Source organism: Mesorhizobium sp. B2-8-1 (assembly GCF_006440955.1).
Taxonomy (GTDB): Bacteria; Pseudomonadota; Alphaproteobacteria; order Rhizobiales; family Rhizobiaceae; genus Mesorhizobium.
The window spans coordinates 98571-123504 of record NZ_VFTX01000008.1 but is presented as its reverse complement, the minus strand read 5'-3'; the positions used below and the strand labels follow the sequence as shown (position 1 = coordinate 123504).

The window sequence follows — 24934 nt, the reverse complement described above, 5'->3', positions numbered from 1 at the left end:
TCCTCCCTTCTCCCAGGGAGAGAAAAACTGCTCGATCACCTTTTGTTCCGATTGTTCTTGGCGTTAGCGCGCCGTCGCGCTAACTCTGACGCGTGACAGAGAAGCCGCGCCTTGCCGACCAGAATGCCGCCGTCATTCTGCCCGACCCATTCCTCAGATGGTTTGGCGAGAAGGGCTGGGCGCCGCGCGCGCACCAGATCGAATTGCTGGCGAGGGCTCAGGCAGGGCAGTCGGTACTGCTGATCGCACCGACCGGCGCCGGCAAGACGCTGGCCGGGTTCCTGCCTTCGCTGACCGAACTGGCCGTCAGGGCCAGGCGAAAACCGGGTCAGGCCCATCGCGGCATCCACACACTCTACATCTCGCCGCTGAAGGCGCTGGCTGTCGACATCGAGCGCAACCTTGGCAAGCCGGTGGAGGAGATCGGGCTCTCCCTCACCATCGAGACCCGCACCGGCGACACGCCGGCGCACAAACGCCAGCGGCAGAAGCTGGTGCCGCCCGACATCCTGCTCACCACGCCCGAGCAGCTTGCGCTGCTGATCGCGGCTCCCGATGCAAGGCGTTTCTTCGAAGACCTGCGCTATGTCGTGCTCGACGAGTTGCATTCGCTGGTGATTTCGAAGCGCGGTCATCTCCTGGCGCTTGGCCTGGCGCGGCTGCGCCAGTTCGTGCCCGAGGTTCAGACCATCGGACTTTCCGCCACGGTGGCCGAACCGGACGAATTGCGCCGCTGGCTGGTCGGCCAGAATCCACCCGGCGATATGGCCGAACTGATCGTCGCTACCGGCGGCGCAAAGCCCGAAATATCCATCCTTGACTCGGAAGAGCGCGTACCGTGGGCGGGGCATTCGGCGCGCTACGCGACGCCGGAGATCTACCGCGAGATCAAGCGCCATAAGACTACCCTGCTGTTCGTCAATACGCGCAGCCAGGCGGAGTTGCTGTTCCAGGAACTGTGGCGCGTCAACGAAGATACCTTGCCGATCGCCTTGCATCATGGGTCGCTCGATGTCGCGCAGCGGCGGCGGGTCGAGAAGGCGATGGGCGACAATGCGCTGCGCGCCATCGTTGCCACCTCGACGCTCGACCTCGGCATCGACTGGGGTGACGTCGACCTCGTCGTCCATGTCGGCGCACCGAAAGGAGCGAGCCGGCTGGCGCAGCGCATCGGCCGCGCCAACCACCGCATGGATGAACCGTCCAAAGCCGTCCTCATTCCGGCCAACCGCTTCGAGGTGCTCGAATGCCGGGCAGCGCTGGACGCCAACTATCTCGGCGCGCAGGATACGCCTCCACTGGTCGATGGCGGGCTGGACGTGCTGGCGCAACATGTCCTTGGCTGTGCTTGCGGCGCACCGTTCCGCGCGGACGATCTTTACGAGGAGGTGCGGTCGGCGGCCCCCTATGCCGGGCTGGGTCGGCCGACATTCGACCGCGTCGTCGATTTCGTCGCCACGGGTGGCTACGCCTTGAAGAGCTATGAGCGATACGCCCGCATCCGCCTCAACAAGGAGGGATTGTGGCGGGTATCCAATCCGCGCGTGGCCCAGCAATACAGGCTGAACGTCGGCACTATCATCGAGGTGCCGGCGCTCAACGTGCGTTATGTCCAGGCCGGCAGCAAGGGTTCCGTGTCGCGCGGCGGCAGGGTTTTAGGCAAGATCGAGGAGGCTTTCCTCGAGACGCTGACGCATGGCGACACCTTCATGTTCGCCGGCAAAGTTCTTCGCTTCGAAGGCATTCGCGAGAATGAGTGCTTCGTCTCGAACGCGCCCGGCAGCGATGCGAAGGTGCCTTACTATGGCGGCGGCAAGTTCCCGCTTTCGACCTATCTCGCCGAACAGGTCCGCGCCATGCTGGACGATCCGCAGCGGTGGAAGAAACTGCCCGAGCAGGTGGCCGACTGGCTGCGCTTCCAGGCCGACAAATCGGTGCTGCCCAAACGCGATGACCTGCTGATCGAGACCTTTCCGCGCGGCAACCGCCACTATCTGGTCGCCTACCCCTTCGAGGGCAGGCTGGCCCACCAGACGCTCGGCATGCTGCTTACCCGCCGTCTGGACAGGACGGGCGCCAGGCCGCTTGGCTTCGTCGCCACCGACTATGCCTTGGCCATTTGGTCGCTGGGCGACATGGGGGCGATGTTCAAAGCCGGAAAACCTTCGCTCGGCGCGCTTTTCGATGAGGACATGCTTGGCGACGATCTCGAGGCCTGGCTGGCAGACAGCTGGCTTCTCAAGCGCACTTTTCGCAATTGCGCGCTGATTTCAGGGCTGATCGAAAAGCGTCATCCCGGCAAGGAGAAGAGTGGCCGTCAGGTGACTGTCTCGACAGACCTTATTTATGACGTCCTGCGCAGCCATGAGCCGGATCACATATTGCTCCAGGCGACGCGCGCGGACGCGGCGGCGGGCCTGCTCGATGTCAGCAGACTTGCGGACATGCTCTCGCGCATTCAAGGTCGAATCATGCATAAGAACCTCGAACAGATATCGCCGCTCGCCGTGCCGATCATGCTCGAGATCGGCAAGATGCCGGTGCACGGCGAAGCCGATGAAACGCTGCTGATGGATGCGGCCACGCTGGTTGAGGAAGCCATGGGGCCGGAGATGGCTGAGGAATGAATTTTTCGCTGGCGCGCGCATCGTTGATCGCCGACGCCGATCTGGTCGGCATCGCCGGCGAACGTGCGGTCTGCGATCCGCGCGGCGTGCTCTACTTTCCCGAGCTCAAGCTTCTGGCCGTTTCCGATCTGCATCTGGAAAAAGGCTCATCGCTGGCAAGGCGCGGCATGCTGCTCCCGCCCTATGACACCGGCGCGACCTTGCTGCGATTGCAGGCCGTCATCTCAGACTACCAGCCGGCAATCGTCATCAGCCTGGGCGATTCCTTCCATGATGGCGGCGGCGCCGAGCGCATGCATCGAAGTTTCCGCGAACGGCTGGAGGCGCTGATGGCGGGCCGCGACTGGTTCTGGGTGGCCGGCAACCATGACCCGGAGGCGCCGGCCGACCTGCCGGGCGATACGGTGCGCGAACTCGCCATCGGCTCGTTGCTGTTCCGGCACGAGCCGTCGAAGCTGCGCGTCGAGGGCGAGATATCGGGCCATCTCCATCCCTGCGCCCGCATCGTCCAGCAGGGCCGTTCAGTGCGGCGGCGCTGCTTCGCCGGCGATGGCGGCCGCATGATCATGCCCGCCTTCGGCGCCTATACCGGCTCACTCAACGTGCTCGACCGCGCCTATGCCGGCCTGTTCCGCCTGGAATCGCTGATGGCCTATATGCTCGGCACGGACCGCATCTTTGCGATTTCAGGCTCGATGCTGCGACCCGGCTGAAGCCGCTATTTCCCGTAGTAGAGAGTGACCGTGTGCTTCGCTTCGGCGAAGAACAGCCAACGTTCGACCAGCATGCCGACAAACTGTGCGACCGCGGCGAACACCGATGCGAGCGCCGCGAAAGGTGACGGCAAGGCGAAGGCCGTAATCAGCAGCAAGGCGGGTAGCGCGAAACCCAGGAGCTGGGTGATCCGCCGCATCTTTGCGCTGTGCTTGCGCGCGATGCGAAAACCCATTTCCTTGAGCAAATAATTTTCCTCGGTATGCGGCCATTCCAGCGATCTAACCGTCCCCCCGGCAAGCCCGGTTGCGGTGTTGGCGTTGGTGGGGATTTCCAATTGGTCGTTGTACCGCCAGGTCGCAAGCTTCCAGGCCCAACCGAGCAGGGTCAGCAGTACGCAGGCTGCCAGAAGCATTTTGGAACCGACGGCAAAGCCTTGGCATAGCGCGGCCAGAAGTACACTGCCGCTCATAGCCGAGAAAATGAGATAGCCGGGCAAGGTGTAAGGGCTGTGCCACTGAGCGATGGGTTTCAGCGAGGCATAGATCATGCCGGTCATGCAGACGGTGATGACGGCGCCAATCGTTGCCAGAAGTCCGGCGGCGGCGACCCAGCCATCGGTGCGGCCAAGAATGACCCAGCCAATGCCAAACAGTCCGGCCGGGACGAAGGTGGCGACCGAGGCGACGCCTTCGCGCGATAGCCAGGAACTGCGCCATTGCGAGAACGCACGCCAGGCGCGTTCGGGGCGGCCGAGATGTCCGGTCGAGGACAACAGGCCGGCGGTGATCAGCCCGAGCGCCAGTCCCATGCCGATGAAGCCCAGCCAGAAATCGGGTGCGATGACGCCAAGTGGCGCCAGCACGCCGAGCAGCGCCAGCAGGCCGTAGCCGGCGCCGGTGGCGGTGGTGAAGAAGACGACCGAGAAGGCTGGATGCATGGGGTTTAGTTCGAGAGCATGCGGTCGACCCAGCCGAGGAACCCACCCTCGGCCCTCACCGGCTCCAGGGTTGGCGCAGAAATCTTTGCTGCGCGTTCGGTATGCGCGCGCGGCGGCAGGTATTTGTTGGTCGGGCGGTAGCCGAGTTCCGGCATCAGGTCGACACCGCCACGCTCCTCAACCAGTTGCGACACCGCCGAGGCGGGGTCGCCGAGATCGCCGAAATGCCGTGCGCTGGTCGGACAGGCCGCGACGCAGGCCGGCACGCGGTCCTCCTCGGCCAGATTGTCATTGTAGATGCGGTCGACGCAGAGCGTGCATTTCTTCATTACGCCGACATCGGTGTCGAATTCGCGCGCGCCATAGGGGCAGGCCCAGCTGCATAGCTTGCAGCCGATGCACTTGTCCTCATCGACCAGCACGATGCCGTCCGAGGCTCGTTTGTAGGAGGCGCCGGTCGGACACACAGTGACGCAGGCCGGCGTCTCGCAATGCAGGCACGAGCGCGGGAAGTTCACCGTGCGGCCGCCCATCGCGGTGGTGTGCTCGTAGCTGTGCACGCGATTGAACCAGACGCCGTCGACATGGCCGCCATAGGGGTCGATGTCGGTCAGCGGCGCCATGTGGCCGCCGGTGTTCCATTCCTTGCAGGCGGTGACGCAGGCCTGACAACCGACGCAGGTGTCGAGGTCTATGACCAGGCCTAGTTTTTTGCCCGTGTGGGCGGGGACGCAGGTCATTTGGCGGCTTCCCTGTTCATGCGGAATTCGGCGCCAAAGCGAAGTGTGTCCGGCGATGGCTGGAATTGCGGCGGCTGGTGGAAACGCTCGAATTGCGGCTCGGTGAAACCGGCTTCCTCCGCCGCGCATTTGACGATGCGCACCTTGAGATCGAACCATGCCGCCTGGCCGGTCACCGGATCGGAATTCGAATACCGCCTGCCGTTGGTGTCTGCCGTGGTCTGGTCGCCGATGATGTGGTTGAGCAGGAAGCCGCGATTGCTCTCGGCGGCATCGTCCTTCAGCCCCCAGCTGCCGCGCCTTTTGCCGATGGCGTTCCAGGTCCAGACCGTGCTTTCGTTCACGCCCTCGACCAGCTTGATCTGTCCCTTGACCTTGCCATTGATGCTTTCGATCCACACCCAGTCGTCGTCGGCAAGGCCGAGACCTGCGGCGGTCCTCTCATGCACGAACAGCCGGTTTTGGCTGGTGATCTGCCTCAGCCACGCATTCTGCGAACCCCAGGAATGGTACATGTGCATCGGCCGCTGCGTCAGCGCATGCAACGGATATTTCTGCTGGTCGACGGCCGCTTCCTCGAACGGCACGTACCAGAAGGGTAGCGGGTCCATGTAGGTCTCGATGCGCTGGCGTTCGCTCTCGGGCGGCACGGCCCGACCATGGCCGCGCGCGGCAAGACGAAAGCGCTGCAAGGGTTCGGAATAGAGCTGGAAGACGACTGGTTCGGCCTTCGGGATGAAGCCCATCTGCACCGCGAAATCGAGATAGGACCGGTTGGCCATCTTGTAGTAGCGCTGGTCCTCAGCGAAATCGTGGTGCCAGAAGCCGCCATTGTCGATGTAGCGCTGCAACTGGTCCGGGTTTGGCTCGCCCTTGCCGGTCGAATTGCCGTCCTTGCCGCGCCAGCCGGCAAGCGGGCCGATACCGGGCGTGCGCTCGTGATTGACGATGTAGTCGGCATAGTCGGCATATTTGGCCGCCCCGTCTTCTCTGACGAAACCCGGCAGGCCGAGGCGCGCGCCGAGCTCGATCAGCACCGATTGGAACGGGCGCACGTCCCGGTCCGGCTCGACCACGGGATGGCGTATAGCATCGCCCGGTCCGTCGGCATGGCTGATCGGCCGGTCGAGCAGGCTGATGCAGTCGTGCCGTTCGAGATAGGTTGTGTCGGGCAGCACGAGGTCAGCGAACGGCACGGTCTCGGAATAATAGGCGTCGGAATAGATGATGAAAGGGATCTTGTAATTGCCCGCCTCGTCGCGGTCGGTCAGCATACGAATCGTCTCGACGGTGTTCATCGAGGAATTCCAGGCCATGTTCGACATGTACATCATCAGCGTGTCGATCTTGTATGGATCGCCGGCCCAGGCGTTACGGATGACGGTGTGCATCAAGCCGTGCGCAGCGAGCGGCGCCTCCCAGGAATAGGCCTTGTCTATGCGGATCGGCACCCCTGCCTCATCGACCAGAAGGTCGTCAGGCCCGCAGACGAAGCCGAGCGGAATGCCGTCCAGTGGCGTCATCGGCCGGACGTTCTTGCCGGCAGGCTTCGGTCCTGGCGGCGCGCAACGCGGATAAGGCGGTTTGAAGCGGAAGCCGCCCGGGACGTCCACCGTTCCGAGCAGCACCTGCAGCAGATGAATGGCTCGGCAAGAATGAAAACCGTTGGAATGGGCTGAGATGCCGCGCATCGCGTGCATCGACACGGGCCGTCCCCTAATCGTCTCGTGGCGGCGGCCGCCCCAGTCGGTCCACGCCACCGGCAGTTCGATCGTCTGCTCAAAGGCGACATGTGCGAGCTCGGCGGCGATCCTGCGGATCGTGCCGGCGGCAATGCCGCAGCGCTCCGCGACCGCATCGGGCGAATAGCTCTCATCGAGGTATCGATCGGCGATCAGCTGGAACGCCGGAACGCAGCGACGGCCGTCGATGGTGAAGCTGCCGGTCAGTGCCGGTTTGGCGCTGGCGTCGGTGGCGCGGACAGGCACCTTCGCCACTCTGTCCCAGGCGAGCAGGTTGCCGGCGCCATCGCGGACAAACAGCCCGTCATCGGCCGCACCCGGATCCTGGATGACGAGCACATGGGCGTTGGTGTAGCGCAGGAGATAGTCGAGATCCACGCGGCCTGCCTTCAAGAGCTGGTGGATGAGGGCAAACACGAATAGGCCGTCGGTGCCCGGCCGGATGCCGATCCAGTCGTCGGCGATGGCGTTGTAGCCAGTGCGGCATGGATTGATCGACACCACCTTGGCGCCGCGCGCCTTCAGCTTGCCGAGGCCGATCTTGATCGGGTTGGAATCATGGTCCTCGGCGACGCCGAAAAGCATGAAATACCGGGTATTGTCCCAGTCGGGTTCGCCGAACTCCCAGAACGAGCCGCCGATCGTATAAAGCCCGCCTGCGGCCATGTTCACCGAACAGAAACCGCCATGCGCGGCGAAGTTCGGCGTGCCGAACTGGCTTGCCCACCAGCCGGTCAGGGATTGCGATTGGTCGCGGCCGGTAAAGAAGGCGAGTTTCTTCGGGTCGCTGCGGCGGATGGACGAAAGCCGCTCCGCGGCGATCGTCAGCGCTTCTTCCCACTCGATCTCGCGGAATTCTCCCGAGCCGCGCGAGCCGGTGCGCAGCAGCGGCTTTTTCAGCCGGGCAGGGCTGTAATGCTGCATGATGCCGGAGCTGCCCTTACCGCAGATCACGCCGCGATTGACCGGATGATCCTTGTTGCCGTTGATGTAGCGGACCTTGCCGTCCTTGATGTGCACGTCGATGCCGCAGCGGCAGGCGCACATATAGCATGTGGTCTTGGCGATGCGGTCGGAGACGGCGGGCGAGGTGTCGACGCCATCGTTCTCGTCGGGTGCGTTCGTGTCGGCGAGCGGGCGTTGGGACGGGGCGGAATTCGCGCCGCGCAGAGATCCTTGGGTCATGATCCCCGAGCGCTTCTGCGGTTCGCGGCTTTGGCCCTGGTTTTCGGCCCGGGACCGCGCATGTAATGCTCTTCCGGATGATAGCGATCGCCGGCCAGCCGCCGCCGCAGGCCGCGGGTCCAGTGCGCGAACAGGGACTTGAACCGCCCGATCATTTCATTCTCTGTCAATCGGTAGCGAATTTTTTCTAACTTCGATTGAAAACTTAGAATAAAGCTATCAACCCGTCTAATCAGTTGTTCTTGTAAATTCGATCGATATTGGTTCTTAATGCCTTATGACACTTGACCAGTTGCGGATATTTGTCGCCGTCGCCGAGCGCGGCCACATGACCAAGGCGGCGGAGCTGCTGGGCATCTCCCAATCGGCCGCGTCGGCCGCCATCCGCGCGCTTGAGGAGCAGCATGGCGTCCATCTGTTCAACCGCGTCGGCCGCAACATCGAGCTTGCCCAGACCGGTCACCGGTTCCTGCCAGAAGCCAAGGCCGTACTGGAACGAGCCGCCGCCGCACGCAATGTGCTGGAACATGTCTCGCAGACGGTTGCCGGCAGCCTCTCCATCGCCGCCAGCCTGACGATCGCCAGCTATTGGCTGCCGCGCCGGCTGGCGTCCTTCCACGAAGCCTATCCTGCGGTCAGGCTGAGCGTCAGCATAGGCAACACCAGGCAGGTCGAAGCCAGCGTGCTGGATGGAACCGCCGATCTCGGCCTGGTCGAGGGGCGCACCGAGTCCGACATATTGCGCCGCGCCAAGGTCGATATCGACCGGTTGATGCTGGTGGTTGCCGGTTCTCATCCCGAGATCGCCGAAATCGCGCCGGGCCGCCCCGACATAAAAGGGCTGCGCTGGATCATCCGCGAGGGCGGTTCCGGCACGCGGGAGGTGCTGGAGGATCTGGCGCGCCGCGAAGGGATTTCGCTTGACGACCTGCAGATATTTCTGGTGCTGCCGAGCAACGAGGCGGTTCGCCAGGCGGTCGAGGCCGGTGCCGGCGCCACCATCATTTCGGAGCTCGTCGTCGGACGCGCCGTCGCCGAAGGCAGCCTGCGGTCCGTGCCGCTCGAACTGCCGAAACGCGACTTCGCCATGATTACACATCGCGACCGCCAGGCAAGCTTGGCCCAGATGGCGCTCAAGGCGCATTTGGGGGCCGACGAGAAGGCGTCCGCGCGTTCGTGAATTGTCCGGATATCAGCCGAACTTGCGCTGCGCGTCCAGCGAAAGGCCAAGTCCGACCGAGCCGAACATATCGCCCTCGATGACCGAAGCCTGAGGCATCAGCGACAGGATTTTTTGTCTCGCCAGCGGGATCGCGGTGGATCCTCCGGTCAGGAACACGGCGGTGATGTCGGACGACTTGACCCCGGCGTCGCCGATGGTCTGGCCGACCGTGGCGGCAACGCGCTCGATGTCCCTGGCGATCGTGGCGTCCAGCGCCTTTCGGGTGATCTCGGCGGCGAACTGGACTTCCGGCAGCCTCACCTCGACATCGGCCGAGACCTTGTCGGTCAGCTCGATCTTGGCCCTTTCGACAAGAGCGGCCAGCGCGTGCCCGTACCGGTGCTCGACGATATGGATGAAGCGGTCGACGAGATCGGCGCGCTCGGCCTCGTAGCGGATCTGGCGCAGATGCGTCATCGCCTTGGCCGTGTAGACCAGGTTGATGCGTTGCCATGTGGCAAGATCGATGAAGTAGCTGGCCGGCAGGTTGCGCTTGCCGTCCTTGGTCGGGCTGAGGTAGCCGAGTTCCGGCATCACATGCGCGATGCTGAGCAATCGGTCGAAGTCGGTGCCGCCGATATGGATGCCGCGGCTGGCCAGGATATCGTCCTTGCGGTCAAGCGAGCGGGCACGCTGCGGCGAGACCCTTACGATCGAGAAGTCCGACGTGCCGCCACCCATGTCGATGATCAGCGCCAGTTCCTCGCGCGTCACCTTCTGCTCGTAGTCGAGGGCCGCCGCGATCGGTTCGAACTGGAAGGCGATATGCTTGAAGCCCTGGGCGCGGGCGGCTCCTTCGAGCTCGCTTTGTGCCCTGGCATCGGCCTCGGCGTCGTCGTCGACGAACTGCACCGGCCGGCCGAGTACCACGCTCTCGACGGCGCCGCCGGCATCGTCCTCCAGTCTTTTTCGCAGATGGCCGAGGAACAGGCCGACGATCTCCATGAAGCCGATCGATCGCGCCTTGATGCGCGTCTTTTCCTGCGCGAGCGCGCTGCCGAGCACGCTCTTCAGCGAGCGCATCAGCCGACCTTCGACGCTGTCGGTGTAATTGGCGATTGCGTGGCGGCCGAAACAGGTACGGTTGTCCTCGAAGTTGAAGAACACGGCGCTTGGCAGCGTGACCTCGCCGCCTTCCAGCGCGACGAGGTGCGGCTGGCCGCTCCTGACCACGCCCACGGTGGAGTTGGAAGTGCCAAAATCGATGCCGGCGAATGCTGGTCGCATCGCAGCCTCCTGTCATCTCTGCTAAAGCAGCGGTTCGGCGCCGTCTGTGAAGCGTGCGCTCTCTGTCGTCCGGGGTGATCGGACCGCTCTGCCGAATTGAATTGTGCGTGTTGCCCGGTAGACCGGGAGGTGGCGGTCTATAGCATGATCCGGGAAAGGAAAACCCCTTTGTAGCCGCTTTAGTCCTTGCGGAAGATCAACCTTCCGAGCCAGCCCGTCACCATGGCCAGCGATATGGCGAAGACGCCGTAGAGGAAGGAATAGTCGTGGGCGACACGGAAGATCGACTGTTCGAAACCGGATTTGCGGATCTCGAGCTGGGCCGAGCTCTCCTTGATGAACAGGCCGCTCTTGAACAGGAACGCGCGCGCCTTGTGGGTGCCGACCGGAACGTTCGGCGCCAGCCGCACCGTGGCGCGGAACAGGTTCTGTGACAGGAACTGCACGCCGCCGACATTCTCGCTGTAGAGACCGGTCGCGGCCTTGCGTTCGCGCAACGCCGCGGTGAATTCCTCGATCGTGGCCGGGCTGTCGCCGGCATCGGCCGGCTGCATGTAGAGATTGGAGGCGCCGAGCGACAATTGCCTGTAGCTGTTCGGCTCGGTGATGTCCTGCAACGGCCGCGTCGTCGCCACCGAATAGGACACCGGCACGTTTTCGAAGGTCTCGGATTCCAGGTTGACCCAGACGCCGAGCACCCGGTCCTTGCGGCGCACCACCACCGGCTTGGGTGGACCTTCGAGCACGACGATGATGTCGTAGCGGCCTTGGCGCGCCACCAGCGGATCAGGATTTTCCAGCGAGCCGAAAATGGTCAGGTCGGCCCCGGAAAAGCCGGCGGTGATCGAGACTTTGTCGGTGGAAAGGCCGATCTGGATGCTTTCGGTCGGCGGCGTCTGCGCCTTCGCGGGTGCGGCGGCGATCAATGACAGAAGAGCGGCGGTTGCGAGCGCTTTCAGGCCATTCATCAGTTGAAGCCCGCGCCGGACAGCGAATAAAGATTGGGCGGCGTGACGAAGAGGTCGATGGCAAGCCTTATCGCCACCGCCAGCACCAGCATCGCCAGCAGCGCTCTCAACTGCTCGCCGCGCAGCCGCTGGCCGGCCTTGGCGCCATATTGCGCGCCGGCGACACCACCGGCCATCAAAAGAAAGGCCAGCATCACGTCGACCGTCTGATTGGTGGTGGCGTGGACCAGAGTGGTGTAGGCCGAGGTAAAGATGATCTGGAACAGCGAGGTGCCGATGACGACGTTGGTCGGCACTTTCAGGAGATAGATCAGAGCCGGCACCATGATGAAGCCGCCGCCGACACCCATGATAGACGACAGGAAGCCGATGGCCGCGCCCAGCCCAAGCACTGGGATGACGCTGACAAACAGCTTCGAGGCCCTGAATCGCATCTTCAGCGGCAGGCGGTGGATCCAGTTGTGCTGGCCGGATTTCTTCAGCACCGGTGCCGCGCCGCTGCGCGTGGCGCGCAGCGCATTGATGCTTTCGACCAGCATCAGCCCGCCGACGGTGCCCAGAAGCACGACATAGAGCAGCGAGATGAACAGGTCGAGCTGTCCCAGCCTGCGCAGGAAAGCGAAGACATAGATGCCGCCGGTGGAGCCGACGATGCCGCCGGCAAGCAGCACCCCGCCGAGCTTGAAGTCGAGCGTGCCGCGCTTCATATGCGACAGCGCGCCGGAGAAGGATGAGGCGATGACCTGGTTGGCGCCGGTCGCCACCGCGATTGCCGGTGGGATGTTGTAGAAGATCAGGAGCGGCGTGATGAGAAAACCGCCGCCGACGCCGAACATGCCCGACAGAAAGCCCACCGCAGCGCCCATGGCCAGCAGCACGAAGACGTTGACGGAAATTTCCGCAATCGGGAGATAGATGCCCACCCGTCGGTCTCGATCAGTTTGCCAGTCGGCGAATACCGCCGTTGCGGATAGTATCGCACCGAAAAGCCAATTTTTCCTTGCGCCGAAGCGGCGGCCGGGTCAAACCCCGCCGCCGCGCCGAAACAAAAAACATCTCAAGCAGTTAACAGGCAAATGTGTGGCAGGGGCGTCGCGGATACGACGCTCCTGCCGCTATTTGCGCGCCAGCAACGCCTTGACCAGCTTTTCGTCGACCGCACCGGTCGCAGGCAGCTTGTTGTCGGTCTGGAACGCGACGATCGCGTTCTTGGTCTTCGCGCCCATCACGCCGTCGGCGCCGCCGGCGTCGTAGCCGTTCTTGTTGAGGATGAGCTGGATGTTCTTGACCGCCTTCTTCATATCGATGCTGGCCGTGGTCTGCGGTGTGCCATCTTGCCAGGATTCGGGAATGTCGGCCGAATTGGCGGCCTGATCGAGCGGCTTGGCCTTCCACAGTTCGGTGGCGGCGCGGGCGCGCTCGAGTTGCTCGGGACGCAGCGCGTTGGCGATCTCGTCGCGCTTGGCGGCAGCGTCCTTGTCGCCGGTCTTGGCGACGAGCGCGAACCATTTGTAGGACTCCTCCAGGTTCTGCTTCATGCCGACGCCCTTGGCGGCGAGGATGCCGAGATTGAACTGGCTGTCCTTCACGCCGAGATCGGCGGCCTCCTGGAACCAGTGCGCGGCCGATTCATTGTCGGTCACGCCGTCCGCGGCCATGGCGAACAGCACTGCCAGATTGTGCATTGCGCTGGCGTTGCCCTGCTCGGCGGCGAGCTGGTACCAGGTCTTCGACTTCTTGATGTCGCGCGGGACGCCGATGCCCTTCTCGTAGAAATTGCCGATGCGATACTCGGCCGGAGCGAAGCCGAGTTCCGCGGACTTTTCATACCATTTGGCCGCGGCCGCCATGTCTTCCTTGACGCCGCGCGCCTCGGAATAGCGCGAGCCGATCTCGAACAGCGCCTTGGCGTCGCCGGTGGCTGCGGCGTCGCGCAGGGCGACCGGGCCTGCATCGGCGGGAATGTCGAATTTGGCCGGGGCCGCGGGAGCGCCGGCGGGCACGACGGCGCCGGTGCTGTCATTGGCCATGGCCGGTGCAGCCACTGTCGGTTGGATACCGCTGTCCGCATCCGTCGTTTGCGTTCCGCCGGCAGCAGCGGAAGGTGCCGGAGAAGAAGGAGCCGCTGGACCGGCGGAAATGGGTTCTGCCGAAGCCATCGCGTCGGAGCCTGCCGCACCCGCGCCGGCAGGCATGACGGGAGCCATCGCCGTCGGAGCCCGCTCCGCCGTCGGGCCAGCGTTCGTCGGCCCATCGCCGTCCGACGGCATGGCGAGCGCGGTCTGCGCCACCATGTCGTCCTTGACCGCCGGAGCGGAGGGCTCGGCCTGCCTGACCTCACGGGCCGGTTCGCTGTTCGCTGCCGCCAACTGGGTTTTCGGCTTGGGCGGGCTCGCGGCGTCGACGAATGCGGTTTCCAGCGGTTGCGAGGCAACGGCCGGCGCATCATTGCTTGCCACCTGGGCGGGATCGGCGAGGAACGCCTTGCCAAGCTGCAGGCCGGCAAGCGCCAGCATGATCGCAGCGGCCGCCATCAGAATCGGCTTGCGCCGCGCCTTGAGCAGGTCGCCGATCCTGAGCGCCTTCACCGGTCCCTTCATCGTCGACTGGCGCTTCAAGGCGTCGGCCTCGGCGGCGGCGGCCTGCGCCGCGCGGCGAGCCGCCGCGATGAAGTCCGATTTTGCGGCATCGCTGTCGCTGAGCTTCGCCGGTTGCCCGCGCTCGTCGCGCACGCGCTTCATGATGGCGTTGAGGTCGGGCGCGCCGGAGCCGGGCTCCAGTGGCCGATTGGCCATTTTCGGGTCGAGCGACTCGTCGAGATCGACGCTCGGGATTTCCGGACCCGGCATCGAGCCCGCCAGCGGCGGAACGTCTGCTTCCTTCTTGCCCTTGAACGCGCGCGCCAAGCCGCCCAGCATCGATTTGCGGCGGCCGGTCGGCTCGCCCTTCCCGGCGATCGGATCGGAACCAAGCGCGGCCATGGCGGCGGCGGCCGCCGCCTCCGCGGGCGAGCGCGCACCCGGCCCGCGTGGCGAAGCGGGCTGGCTGCGCATGATCGCGGCGGCGCGGCCGTCGAGATCGGCCATGTTCCCTGTCAGCGGCATGGGCTCGTCGATATCCATCGACGGAGCGTCCACGGCCATCTTGTCGGCTCGCGCACGGCGCTTGCCGATCGCTTCGTCCGGGCGTGCATCCAGGAGCTCGCTCATCGCCTCGGACGGTTCGCCTGGCTCCAGCGAACCCAGCCTGTCGACGATCTTGAGCAGCGTGTCGTGGATGGCCTCGAACGTTCTCGAGTTACGCTCGTCGGAACGGCGTGTCAGCGTCTCGAGCGTCTTCAGGTCCTGGGCAAGGCCGGAAACCGCCGACGTGTCGGCGCCCGAGCCGGCCAGCGAGCGCACCGCGTTCTCGGCCGCCTCGCGCGCCGCGCCAAGGATGGAGTCGCGCGTTCCCGCCAGCGCCTTCTCGATTTCATTGAGGCGTGGGCTGATGTCCTCGAACTCCGGCAGCGGTGCGCTGGGCCTGGACAGGTGGGCGGACAGGCTGGCGACTTGCGCCTCCAGGCTGCGGATCAGCGCCGGATCGATGCCGGCCACTTGCGCGGCGGACGAGTCCAGGCGGCTCGAAATGTCTTCGAGCCGGCTTTCCAGGCCACGGATCGCGGCTTCGCCGGCGGGGTCGGGAATGCGTGTTTCCATGCGCTTGGCGAGGGCCGTGAAGCGGGCATCGATGGCTTCCATGATGCCGGCGCCGTCGACTTGCGGCATGCGCTGGTCGAGCCGGTCGGCGACCTCGTCCAGTCGGCGCTCAAGGTCGCGGAACAGCATGTTGCCCTGTTCGATGGCGTCGCCCTGGCGCCGTTCCATCATCGACGACAGCACGTCGAAGCGTTGCTCAAGCCCGTGGAAGATATAGTCGGCGTCGGGCATGGCCGGCGCCCGGTCGATCTTGTCGGCGATGAGCGCGATCTGCTTGGCCAGCCGTTCCATCGCCTGCTCGGGCAGGGCGGCGCGGCCGGCGAGTTCGTCGACCCGGCTCGACAGCGTGTTCAGCCGGTCGACGACGGCGTTGCCGGGGTGGTCCTGCGCCACTTCCTCGATCTGCCGGGCGAGCGAATCGATCCGTTTCTCGATGCGCTCGAAGGCTTCATGGTCGAGCGTATTGGCCTGTGCCGCGACGGTCGAGGCGACGATGGCGCGGGAGATCTCGTCCAGCCGCTCGTCGATCATGGCCAGCGTGCTGCCGCCGCGATTGTCCTGCTGGCTGGCGAAATGATCCACGGCGCTGGCCAGCGTGCGGACCTTTTCCTCCAGCGAGCGCAGGGATAGCGATTCCGGCAGGTTGTTGACGGCGTTGCTGATCTGCTCCAGCCGATCGGTCAGGCCCGAAATGGCGGGGTCCGGTGAGCGGTTGCGCTGGTCGGCGTCGACGCGGTCCTCGAAGGCTGTCCAGCGACGATCGAAATCGTCCCAGCGGCGGTCGACCTTCTGCACGCTCTCCTCGCGCGCCAGCGTGTCGAGCGCGGCTTTGACCTGTTCGAGTTCGAGCCGCAGCATGTTGACGCTTCTGTCGTCGCTTTTTTCCGACAGCGTCTTGATGGCGCCGGAAAGCCGCTCGAATTCGAGGCCAAGTTCGGCGCTGCCCTTGCCCGAAGCGCCTGACTTGGCGTTTGCCAGCAGGGCGCGGTCGATGTCCTTGCGCAGCGCCTCGAATTCGCTCTGCAGCCCGGCAGTCATCTGGTGGCGCAATTCCTCGCGCATGCCGCGCAGCTCGCCGGCTATCTTGCCGACCATGGCAACGCTGTCTTCCTGACCGCGGATGCGGTCGATATCGCGGGCAAGGTTCTGGTAGTTCTGGCCGACGGCCGGCGCCGGCATCGGCGCCTGCGGATGCGGCGCGGGCTGCGGATCCTGGTACCAGCGCGGCTGAGCCGAAGGCTGTGCTGCGGGATAGCGCGGTTCGGCGCCATATTGGCGGGGATCGGGACGTGCCATCGTATCCTCGCGCGTCCTCTCTAGCCGCTGTTCCAGCGTCTCCAGCGAGCGGTTCAACTGCTCGAGCGTGGTCTGAGGCCTGCGCTGCCTGCCGGCGTTGAGTGTATCGAGGTAGGACCGCTTGCTGTTCATCGGTGCGTCCGTCTTTCAGATTGGCCGGTTTGCGACCAGCTCCCCAAATCCTCGCCGGAACGAAGGCGGCCGCACCACGGTGGAAGACAAGCTTCCCGGGGTTCACCCGCGCTCCGAAAAACCGTGAAAAATTCGATACAGGATAAACACGGGTAGCCGACATGCGCACAATTCGCCCAACGTGGTAAACAACGCGTTAACCAAGCTTAAGAAGTTGCGACGAAGTTCGCGGTGAACCGGCCGCTGCGGCATAAAGCGCCGCCCGCACAACGCCCTTGCGTCATGAGAGGGCTATCGGTATAGAATTGACGTAAACGTAAAAGGCGCATCAAGCGTGCTGTTTGCGATTTGTTTGTCGAAACCACGGCTGGAAGCACGCCCCCGCTTTCAGTCAGGCATCGCTTGGTCCAGGACCGCGACGCCACAGACGGGGAAAGCCAGTGACCATGAAGCTTATCTCGGCCGGCGAGACCGCGGCCAATACCAACACTATATCCGTCGACTCGGGCGAGGACCTCGTCCGCATCGGCGAAATGGCCAAGAAATATGGCGTGACGCTGCGCACGCTGCGTTTCTACGAAGACAAGGGCCTGCTCAACCCGCAGCGCGACGGTTCAACCCGCCTCTACACGCGCCGCGACAGGGTTCGGCTGAAACTGATCCTGCTCGGCCGCAAGGTCGGGTTCTCGTTGCGCGACGTCAAGCAGATGATGGATCTCTATGATCCCACCGGCTCCAACACCAAGCAGTTGCGGCTGGCATTGGACAAGTCGGAGAAGCAGCTTGCCCGCCTCCAGAAGCAGCGCACGCTCATCGATGACGCCATCAGCGAGTTGAGCACCTCCATGGCTGCCGTCCGGCAGATGCTGGTCGAGCGCTCGGCGCCGCAGGCGAGCGTCGCCGGCTGATTTGGGCCGCCGCCTTGCGGCGCAACATCCATGATCGAAAAAAGCCGTGTGGCGAGCGCCACGCGGCTTTTGTCATTGAGGGTTCCAACACATGTACTGCATCGCGTGCGGTTTGCTGCGGTGCAGGAGAAATTTTGTCGCATCGGCTGAATTGACGTTTACGCAAACGTCAATTTTTGTTATCTCCCGCTGAACACGGGTCCGCATGCCGCCTGACATGAATTCGGGGGTTTCGGATCAGGTCCGCAGGGTGGAGAAGAGCATGCCGATCTACAGGGCGCCGGTGCAGGATACGCTGTTCGTGCTCAACGAGGTGCTGGGCTACCAGCGCCATTCCAATCTCCCCGGCTTTTCTGATGCAACGCCCGACGTGCTGGAGGCGATCCTCGCCGAGGGCGCCAAGCTCGCGGAAAACGTCATGCATCCGCTCAACCGTGTCGGCGACATGGAAGGCTGTGTGCGCCATGACGATGGCTCGGTGACGACGCCGAAGGGCTTCAAGGAAGCCTTCGATCAGTATCGCGAGGGCGGCTGGATGGGGCTGGCGGCGCCCGTCGAGTTCGGCGGCCAAGGCCTGCCCTATGCCGTGCATACCGCCGTGGCCGAGTATATGGTGTCGGCCAATATGTCGCTGATGATGTATCCGGGCCTGACGCAGGGCGCGATCGCGGCGATCATCACCCATGGCACCGACGAGCAGAAAGCCAAATGGCTGCCGAAGATGGTCGAGGGCGTCTGGACCGGCACCATGAACCTGACCGAGCCGCATTGCGGTACCGATCTGGGCCTGCTGCGCACCAAGGCCGTGCCGAATGGCGACGGCACTTACAAGATCTCGGGCCAGAAGATATTCATCTCGGCCGGCGAGCACGACATGGCGGACAACATCGTCCACCTGGTGCTGGCCCGCATCGAGGGGGCGCCCGAAGGGGTGAAGGGCATCTCGCTGTTCATCGTGCCGAAGCTCAAGCTCGATGCTTCTGGCAATCCCGATGAGAGGAACACCGTCTCCTGCGGTTCCATCGAGGAAAAGATGGGCATCCACGGCAATTCGACCTGCGTCATGAATTATGACGAGGCGCAAGGCACGCTGCTGGGGGAGGCCAATGGCGGCCTCAAGGCGATGTTCACGATGATGAACGAGGCGCGGCTCGGCGTCGGCCTGCAGGGGCTGTCGCTGTCCGAGATTGCCTACCAGAACGCCGTCGCCTACGCCAAGGACCGCTTGCAGGGCCGCTCGCTGTCGGGGCCGAAGGCGCCGGACAAGAAGGCCGATCCTATCATCGTCCATCCCGACATCCGCCGTAGCCTGATGACCATGAGGGCCTTCAACGAGGCCGGCCGCGCGCTGGCGCTGTGGACGGCGATCAAGTCGGACATCGCCCATCGCTCCGCCGACGACAAGGACCGCCAGGCGGCCGACGACTACACCGGGCTGATGACGCCGGTGGTGAAGGGCGTGCTCACCGACAAGGGCTTCGATCATGCCGTGATGGCGCAGCAGGTGTTCGGCGGCCATGGCTACATCGAAGAGCACGGCATGAGCCAGTTCGTGCGCGATGCCCGCATCGCCATGATCTATGAAGGCGCCAACGGCATCCAGGCGCTCGATCTCGTCGGCCGCAAGCTGGGTCTGAACGGCGGCCGCGCGGTGCAGGCGTTCTTCAAGGAAGTCGGCGAGTTCTGTGAAGAGAACCGCGCCGACGAGAAGATGGCCCCCTTCACCAAGGCATTGAAGAAGAGCCTCAACGATCTTCAGGCGGCGACCATGTGGCTGCTGCAGAACGGCATGGCCAAGCCCGACAATGCCGGCGCCGCCTCGACCGACTACATGCATCTCTTCGGCCTCGTGGCGCTCGGCTATATGTGGGCGCAGATGGCCAGGGCCGCCCAAGGCAAGGCGGGCGCCAACGGCGCGTCGTCCTTCTACGACAACAAGCTGGTGACGGCGCGCTTCTTCATGGAGAGGATCATGCCGGAAACCGCGACGCGTCTCGCCCGCATCTCCAGTGGCGCCGATACGTTGATGGCACTGCCGGCGGAAGCGTTCTAGAAATGGTCCCTCTCCCTTTGAGGGGAGGGCGGTCCAGAGGGGCCGGGAGGGGGCGCCGCGACAGTGCGCGGATCTCAATTTCGATGGCAGACCTTGGGAGGAAGATCATCGCATGACCAACCCAGCCGAAATCCTTGGCCTGCCGAAGCCCGCCTGGGCGGCGGACGAGGTCGGCATGCTCTACGACATGGCGCACCGCTTCATGTCCGAAGAGATCGCGCCGCGTTACGACGAGTTCGAGAAGAACGAAATGGTCGACCGCGAGAGCTGGCTGAAGGCCGGTGCCGCCGGCCTGCTCTGCGCCTCAATGCCGGAGGAATATGGCGGATCGGGCGGCACCTTCGCCCATGAGAGCGCCATCATCGAGGCCATCGGCCATGTCGGCGTCGACGGCTTCGGCATCGGTCTGCACAATTCGATCGTCGCCCCCTACATCCTCCACTACGGCTCGGAGGAGCAAAAGAAGAAATGGCTGCCGAAGCTCGCCACCGGCGAACTGATCGGCGCCATCGCCATGACGGAGCCCGGCGCCGGCTCCGACCTGCAAGGCGTCAAGATGCGGGCCGAGAGGGACGGCAACCAATACAAGATCAATGGCTCCAAGACTTTCATCACCAATGGCCAGCTCGCCAATTTCATCATCGTCGTCACCAAGACCGATCCGGACAAGGGCGCCAAGGGGACTTCGCTGATCGTCGTCGAGACCGACGAGGTCGACGGCTTCGAGCGCGGCCGCAACCTCGACAAGATCGGCTTGAAGGCCAATGACACATCGGAGCTGTTCTTCAACGATGCGCGTGTGCCGACCTCCAACCTGCTCGGCCACGAGGAGGGACAAGGCTTCATCCAGCTCATGCAGCAATTGCCGCAGGAGCGTTTGCAGATCGGCACAGGCGCGATTGCCATGGTCGAGCGCGCGCTGGCGCTGACCATCGAATACGTCAAGGAGCGCAAGGCGTTCGGCAAGGCGGTCATCGATTTCCAGAACACCCAGTTCAAGCTGGCCGAACTGAAGACCGAGGCCACGATCGGCCGCGTCTTCTACAATGATTGCGTGGCGCGCCACATCGATGGCGGTCTCGATCCGGTGACGGCGTCGATGGCCAAGTACTGGCTTTCCGACCTGCAGGGCAAAGTCGTCGACGAATGCCTTCAACTGCATGGCGGCTATGGCTACATGAATGAATATCCGATCGCCCGCATGTTCCGCGACGCCCGCGTCCAGCGCATCTATGGCGGCACCAACGAGATCATGAAATTGCTGATCGGCCGCTCGCTCTGAGCATCGGTCGGCAAACCCAAGGAGCAGGAAAATGGCCGAAGCTTACGTCTATGACGCCGTTCGCACGCCGCGCGGCAGGGGCAAGAAGGATGGCTCGCTGCACGAAGTGCCGGCAGTGCGGCTCGCCGCCAGGACGCTGGAGGCGCTGCGCGACCGCAACGGGCTCGACACTGCAACTGTCGACGACATCATCTTCGGTTGTGTCGACCCGGTCGGCGAGGCGGGGTCGGTCATTCCGCGCGCCGCGGCCTTCGAGGCCGGCTACGCGACCTCGGCGCCCGGCATGCAGATCTCGCGCTTCTGCGCCTCCGGCCTCGACGCCATCAATTTCGGCGCCGCCAAGATAGCCCAGGGCGCCGATGAGATCGTCATTGCCGGCGGTGTCGAATCGATGTCGCGCGTCGGCATGGGCGCCTCGGGTGGCGCCTGGTTCATGGACCCTTCGGTCGGCCTGCCCGGCTGGTTCGTGCCGCAAGGTATTTCGGCCGACCTGATCGCCACAAAATACGGCTTCAGCCGGGACGATGTCGACGCCTACGCCGTCGAGAGCCAGAAGCGCGCGGCAAAATCCTGGGCCGATGGCCGCTTCAGGAATTCGGTGATCCCGATTAAGGACCAGAATGGTCTCACCATCCTCGACCATGACGAGCATATGCGCCCATCGACCGACATGCAGTCGCTGGCCTCGCTCAATCCCTCCTTCGTCATGCCCGGCGAAATGGGCGGCTTCGACGCCGTGGCGGTGCAGAAGCATCCGGAAGTGGAGGAGGTCAATCACGTCCACCATGCCGGCAATTCGTCGGGCATCGTCGACGGCGCGGCGGCCGTGCTGCTGGGCTCGAAGCGGGCCGGCAAGGCCATGGGCCTGAAACCGCGCGCCCGCATCCGCGCCTTCGCCAACATCGGCTCCGAGCCGGTGCTGATGTTGACCGGCCCCGTTGACGTCACCGAGAAGCTGTTGAAGCGCGCCAAGATGAAGCTGTCGGACATCGATCTGTTCGAGCTCAACGAGGCCTTCGCCTCCGTGGTGCTGCGCTACATGCAGGCCTTCGATATCGAGCACGACAGGATTAACGTCAATGGCGGCGCCATCGCCATGGGCCATCCGCTGGGCGCCACCGGCGCGATGATCTTCGGCACCGTGCTGGACGAGCTCGAGCGCCGCGATTTGAACACCGCGCTGGTGACGCTGTGCATCGGCGCCGGCATGGGCACCGCAACCATCATCGAACGCGTCTGACGGGGAGAGAAACGATGAGCTACACCAATTTCACCCTCGACACCGACGCCGACGGCATTGCACTGGTCACATGGAACATGCCGGACCGCTCGATGAACGTCTTCACCGAGGAGGTGATGCGCGAGCTGAACGCCATTGTCGACAAGGTGGCGGGCGACGCCGCCATCAAGGGCGCGGTCATCACCTCCGGCAAGGATACGTTCTCAGGCGGCGCCGACATCACTATGCTCCAGAAGATGCTGACGACCTTCGCGGTTGAAAAGGGCAAGGATCTCGAAAAGGCCACCAGGGCGCTGTTCGAAAACGCCGGCACCATGACCGGCCTGTTCCGGAAGCTGGAGACGTCGGGCAAGCCGTGGGTTTCGGCAATCAACGGCACCTGCATGGGCGGTGCATTCGAAATGTCGCTGGCCTGCCATGGCCGCGTCGCCGCCGATTCCGACAAGGTGAAGATGGCGCTCCCCGAGGTGAAGATCGGTATTTTCCCGGGCGCCGGCGGCACCCAGCGGGTGCCGCGTCTCACCGACCAGCAGCAGGCGCTGCAAATGCTGACCTCCGGCCAGAACCTGTCGCCGCAGAAGGCGAAGTCGATGGGCCTGATCCACGAGATCGCCGAGCCGGCCAAGCTGGTCGAGACTGCGAAGACCATGATCAGGAACGGCCTCAAGCCGGTAGCGCCGTGGGACGAGAACGGATTCAAGTTGCCCGGCGGTCCGGTCTATTCGGCGGCGGGCGCCAATCTGTGGCCCCCGGCCATCGCCATCCTGCGCCGCGAGACCTATGGCAATTATCCGGCCGCCGCGGCGATCCTGAAATGCGTCTATGAGGGCCTGTTGGTGCCGTTCGACACCGCGCTCAGGATCGAACAGCGCTATTTCACGGAGATCATGCAGACCAAGGAAGCACCGGCGATGATCCGCTCGCTGTTCGTGTCGCTGCAGGAATTGAACAAGGGCGCGCGCCGCCCGGCTGGCGTGCCGGAAACCAGGTTCAAGAAGATCGGTATTCTCGGCGCGGGCTTCATGGGCGCCGGTATTGCCTATGTCACGGCCAAAGCCGGCATCCCGGTGGTGCTGCTCGACCGCGACATGGAGTCCGCCGAGAAGGGCAAGGCCCATTCGGATGGTCTGATCTCGGATCAGGTGAAGAAGGGGCGTGCCAAGCCCGAGGACAAGGACAGGCTCCTGTCGCTGATCACACCGACATCGGACTATGCCGACCTTGCCGGCTGCGATCTCGTGGTCGAGGCGGTGTTCGAGGATTCCGCGGTGAAGAAAAGCGCCACCGAACAGGCGGAAGCGGTGCTGAAGTCGTCGGCGATCTTCGCGTCGAACACCTCGACCATTCCGATCACCGCCCTGGCCAAGAATTCGGCGCGGCCGAAGAATTTCATCGGCATCCATTTCTTCTCGCCGGTCGACAGGATGATGCTGGTCGAAATCATCCTTGGCAAGAAGACCGGTGACAAGGCGCTGGCCACCGCGATCGACTTCGTGCGCGCCATCAAGAAAACGCCGATCGTCGTCAACGATACGCGCGGTTTCTACGTCAACCGCTGCGTGCTGCGCTATATGTCGGAAGCCTACAAGATGTTGATCGAGGGCGTTCCGGCACCGATGATCGAGAACGCCGCCAAGGCCGCCGGCATGCCGGTCGGCCCGCTGGCGCTGACCGACGAGACGGCCATCGACCTCGCCCAGAAGATCATGAAGCAGACCATCAGGGATCTCGGCGACAAGGCGGTCGACCCGAAGCAGATGGCGCTGATCAACACCATGGCCGACGACCACGGCCGCTTCGGCCGCAAGAACGGCAAGGGCTTCTACGACTATCCGGCCAAGCCGGCCAAGAAGAAGCTGTGGCCGGGCCTTAAGGAGCTCTATCCGCAGCTCAAGCCGGAGAAGGTCGACTATGCGGAATTGCAGCAGCGCCTGCTGGTCACCATCGCGTTGGAAGCGGCTCGGGTGATGGAGGAGGGCATCGTCACCGATCCGCGCGAGGCCGATGTCGGCTCGATCCTGGCCTTCGGCTTCGCGCCCTATACGGGCGGCGCGCTGTCCTACATCGACGGCATCGGCGCCGGGCAGTTCGTCAAGATCGCAAAGAGCTTGCAGAAGAAATACGGCGCCGAGTTCAAGGTGCCCAGGCTGCTGCTCGACATGGCCGAAAAGGGCGAGACTTTCTACCAGCGCTTCGACCCCTACGCGAAGGGCGACGTGAAGCAGGCGGCCTGAGCGTGGCCGGAATCAAAGGTGCCGCGGCGTCCCTTGCGCGTCCGAAAAGACGCGCCGCGCCGTAATGTATGTCTGGGGGCGCCTTGCGCGTATGATGGCCACGGCGGGCAGCCGTGGCTCCTACCAGATGGGTGATGAAAGCCGGTTGGCCTTTCGCTGCCTGCCGACGGACATCGATTTCAACCGCCATCTCAACAATGCCCGCTATATGATGCTGGCGGACCTTGGCCGCATCGATATCTTCATCCGCGCCGGCCTCATCACTCTGGCGAGAACGAATGGCTGGGCGCCGATGATCGGCGGGCTGCAATCGGCCTATGTGCGTGAGATCAAACTGTGGCGGCGTTTCGAAGTGGTGTCTTCGATCGAGACCTGGGAAGGCAGCCAGGTCATCGGCAAGCACCGTTTCGTCCTCGACAATGGCGAGACCGCCGCATTGATCATGACGACAGCCGGCGTCTACGACCGCGCCGCCCGGCGCTTTCTCGATATTGACGAGGTCGTCGCCGCGCTTGGCCGCTCCGCCCAGCCGCGTCCGCCCAGCGAAGCCGAGCGGGCGTTCATGGCCTCGCACCGGAACCTGCGCGGGCAGGCCAAGCGGATCGGTTGACCCGGAAACCGGAATTGGCGCGGCCAGCAGGAAGATGTAGTGCCATGGCACAACCGGTGGACAAACGTTCATTCGAAGACTAGAAAGGAAAGGCATTTTTTCCTTTTTGCAAGGAG

16 protein-coding genes are annotated in these 24934 nt (G+C 64.0%); 9 read left to right on the top strand and 7 right to left on the bottom strand.

Annotated features, from left to right (window positions below):
• The first annotated feature begins 92 nt into the window (after positions 1–92).
• Together FJ428_RS20700 and pdeM are read left to right on the top strand one after the other, a co-directional pair.
• Complete coding sequence (locus tag FJ428_RS20700) at positions 93–2627, top strand: ligase-associated DNA damage response DEXH box helicase (RefSeq protein ID WP_140880029.1); 2535 nt, start codon at positions 93–95, stop codon at positions 2625–2627.
• On the top strand, positions 2624–3340 hold the full coding sequence (gene pdeM / locus FJ428_RS20695) for a ligase-associated DNA damage response endonuclease PdeM (RefSeq protein ID WP_140496693.1): 717 nt from the start codon (positions 2624–2626) through the stop codon (positions 3338–3340). The genes FJ428_RS20700 and pdeM overlap by 4 nt, the downstream gene beginning before the upstream one ends.
• 5 nt (positions 3341–3345) lie before the next feature.
• Here pdeM and FJ428_RS20690 read toward each other — a convergent pair whose 3' ends face one another.
• From FJ428_RS20690 to FJ428_RS20680, 3 genes are read right to left on the bottom strand one after another with little or no spacing between them, the layout of a single operon-like run.
• Entirely contained in the window at positions 3346–4281 is a 936-nt protein-coding gene (locus FJ428_RS20690) for a DmsC/YnfH family molybdoenzyme membrane anchor subunit (protein WP_140560877.1), read from the bottom strand.
• 5 nt (positions 4282–4286) lie between these two features.
• Positions 4287–5021: a 4Fe-4S dicluster domain-containing protein gene (locus FJ428_RS20685; protein ID WP_140496689.1), complete on the bottom strand. Its 735-nt coding sequence runs from the start codon at positions 5019–5021 to the stop codon at positions 4287–4289.
• Positions 5018–7948 carry a molybdopterin oxidoreductase family protein gene (locus tag FJ428_RS20680; protein ID WP_140880028.1) on the bottom strand — a complete coding sequence of 977 codons (2931 nt, stop codon included), beginning with the start codon at positions 7946–7948 and terminating at the stop codon, positions 5018–5020. The genes FJ428_RS20685 and FJ428_RS20680 overlap by 4 nt, the downstream gene beginning before the upstream one ends.
• A 277-nt stretch (positions 7949–8225) precedes the next feature.
• Here FJ428_RS20680 and FJ428_RS20675 point away from each other — a divergent pair, with 277 nt between their 5' ends.
• A complete protein-coding gene (locus tag FJ428_RS20675) occupies positions 8226–9128 on the top strand; it encodes a LysR family transcriptional regulator (protein WP_140496685.1) in 903 nt (300 codons plus the stop codon).
• Positions 9129–9140: 12 nt separating this feature from the next.
• On the opposite strand, the gene FJ428_RS20670 is transcribed toward FJ428_RS20675, so the two are convergent.
• The 4 genes from FJ428_RS20670 to FJ428_RS20655 form a co-directional block, all read right to left on the bottom strand.
• Entirely contained in the window at positions 9141–10397 is a 1257-nt protein-coding gene (locus tag FJ428_RS20670; protein WP_140513226.1) for an Hsp70 family protein, read from the bottom strand.
• Between the two features lie 179 nt (positions 10398–10576).
• Positions 10577–11365: a TIGR02186 family protein gene (locus FJ428_RS20665; protein ID WP_140496681.1), complete on the bottom strand. Its 789-nt coding sequence runs from the start codon at positions 11363–11365 to the stop codon at positions 10577–10579.
• On the bottom strand, positions 11365–12288 hold the full coding sequence (locus tag FJ428_RS20660) for a sulfite exporter TauE/SafE family protein (protein ID WP_140496679.1): 924 nt from the start codon (positions 12286–12288) through the stop codon (positions 11365–11367). The genes FJ428_RS20665 and FJ428_RS20660 overlap by 1 nt, the downstream gene beginning before the upstream one ends.
• A gap of 192 nt (positions 12289–12480) precedes the next feature.
• Positions 12481–16491 carry a peptidoglycan-binding protein gene (locus FJ428_RS20655; RefSeq protein WP_140880027.1) on the bottom strand — a complete coding sequence of 1337 codons (4011 nt, stop codon included), beginning with the start codon at positions 16489–16491 and terminating at the stop codon, positions 12481–12483.
• A gap of 446 nt (positions 16492–16937) precedes the next feature.
• Here FJ428_RS20655 and FJ428_RS20650 point away from each other — a divergent pair, with 446 nt between their 5' ends.
• From FJ428_RS20650 to FJ428_RS20625, 6 genes are all read left to right on the top strand, one after another.
• The gene (locus FJ428_RS20650; RefSeq protein ID WP_140497287.1) at positions 16938–17399 is read left to right on the top strand and encodes a MerR family DNA-binding transcriptional regulator; all 462 of its coding nucleotides are present in this window, start codon (positions 16938–16940) and stop codon (positions 17397–17399) included.
• Between the two features lie 262 nt (positions 17400–17661).
• The gene (locus FJ428_RS20645) at positions 17662–19452 is read left to right on the top strand and encodes an acyl-CoA dehydrogenase (protein WP_140880026.1); all 1791 of its coding nucleotides are present in this window, start codon (positions 17662–17664) and stop codon (positions 19450–19452) included.
• 112 nt (positions 19453–19564) lie between these two features.
• Positions 19565–20734 (top strand): acyl-CoA dehydrogenase family protein, encoded by a 1170-nt coding sequence (locus tag FJ428_RS20640; RefSeq protein ID WP_140817701.1) that lies wholly within the window; start codon positions 19565–19567, stop codon positions 20732–20734.
• Between the two features lie 31 nt (positions 20735–20765).
• The gene (locus FJ428_RS20635) at positions 20766–21974 is read left to right on the top strand and encodes an acetyl-CoA C-acetyltransferase (RefSeq protein WP_140557624.1); all 1209 of its coding nucleotides are present in this window, start codon (positions 20766–20768) and stop codon (positions 21972–21974) included.
• Between the two features lie 14 nt (positions 21975–21988).
• The gene (locus tag FJ428_RS20630) at positions 21989–24208 is read left to right on the top strand and encodes a 3-hydroxyacyl-CoA dehydrogenase NAD-binding domain-containing protein (RefSeq protein WP_140557626.1); all 2220 of its coding nucleotides are present in this window, start codon (positions 21989–21991) and stop codon (positions 24206–24208) included.
• Between the two features lie 64 nt (positions 24209–24272).
• Positions 24273–24818 (top strand): thioesterase family protein, encoded by a 546-nt coding sequence (locus FJ428_RS20625; RefSeq protein WP_140523944.1) that lies wholly within the window; start codon positions 24273–24275, stop codon positions 24816–24818.
• The last annotated feature ends 116 nt before the right edge of the window (positions 24819–24934 follow it).

What these genes read in the sequence shown, in the direction of transcription:
- pdeM (WP_140496693.1), top strand. Translation starts at nt 2,624, where the DNA reads ATGAATTTTTCGCTGGCGCGCGCATCGTTGATCGCCGACGCCGATCTG.
- FJ428_RS20690 (WP_140560877.1), bottom strand. Translation starts at nt 4,281, where the DNA reads ATGCATCCAGCCTTCTCGGTCGTCTTCTTCACCACCGCCACCGGCGCC.
- FJ428_RS20685 (WP_140496689.1), bottom strand. Translation starts at nt 5,021, where the DNA reads ATGACCTGCGTCCCCGCCCACACGGGCAAAAAACTAGGCCTGGTCATA.
- FJ428_RS20680 (WP_140880028.1), bottom strand. Translation starts at nt 7,948, where the DNA reads ATGACCCAAGGATCTCTGCGCGGCGCGAATTCCGCCCCGTCCCAACGC.
- FJ428_RS20675 (WP_140496685.1), top strand. Translation starts at nt 8,226, where the DNA reads ATGACACTTGACCAGTTGCGGATATTTGTCGCCGTCGCCGAGCGCGGC.
- FJ428_RS20670 (WP_140513226.1), bottom strand. Translation starts at nt 10,397, where the DNA reads ATGCGACCAGCATTCGCCGGCATCGATTTTGGCACTTCCAACTCCACC.
- FJ428_RS20665 (WP_140496681.1), bottom strand. Translation starts at nt 11,365, where the DNA reads ATGAATGGCCTGAAAGCGCTCGCAACCGCCGCTCTTCTGTCATTGATC.
- FJ428_RS20655 (WP_140880027.1), bottom strand. Translation starts at nt 16,491, where the DNA reads ATGAACAGCAAGCGGTCCTACCTCGATACACTCAACGCCGGCAGGCAG.
- FJ428_RS20650 (WP_140497287.1), top strand. Translation starts at nt 16,938, where the DNA reads ATGAAGCTTATCTCGGCCGGCGAGACCGCGGCCAATACCAACACTATA.
- FJ428_RS20645 (WP_140880026.1), top strand. Translation starts at nt 17,662, where the DNA reads ATGCCGATCTACAGGGCGCCGGTGCAGGATACGCTGTTCGTGCTCAAC.
- FJ428_RS20640 (WP_140817701.1), top strand. Translation starts at nt 19,565, where the DNA reads ATGACCAACCCAGCCGAAATCCTTGGCCTGCCGAAGCCCGCCTGGGCG.
- FJ428_RS20635 (WP_140557624.1), top strand. Translation starts at nt 20,766, where the DNA reads ATGGCCGAAGCTTACGTCTATGACGCCGTTCGCACGCCGCGCGGCAGG.
- FJ428_RS20630 (WP_140557626.1), top strand. Translation starts at nt 21,989, where the DNA reads ATGAGCTACACCAATTTCACCCTCGACACCGACGCCGACGGCATTGCA.
- FJ428_RS20625 (WP_140523944.1), top strand. Translation starts at nt 24,273, where the DNA reads ATGTATGTCTGGGGGCGCCTTGCGCGTATGATGGCCACGGCGGGCAGC.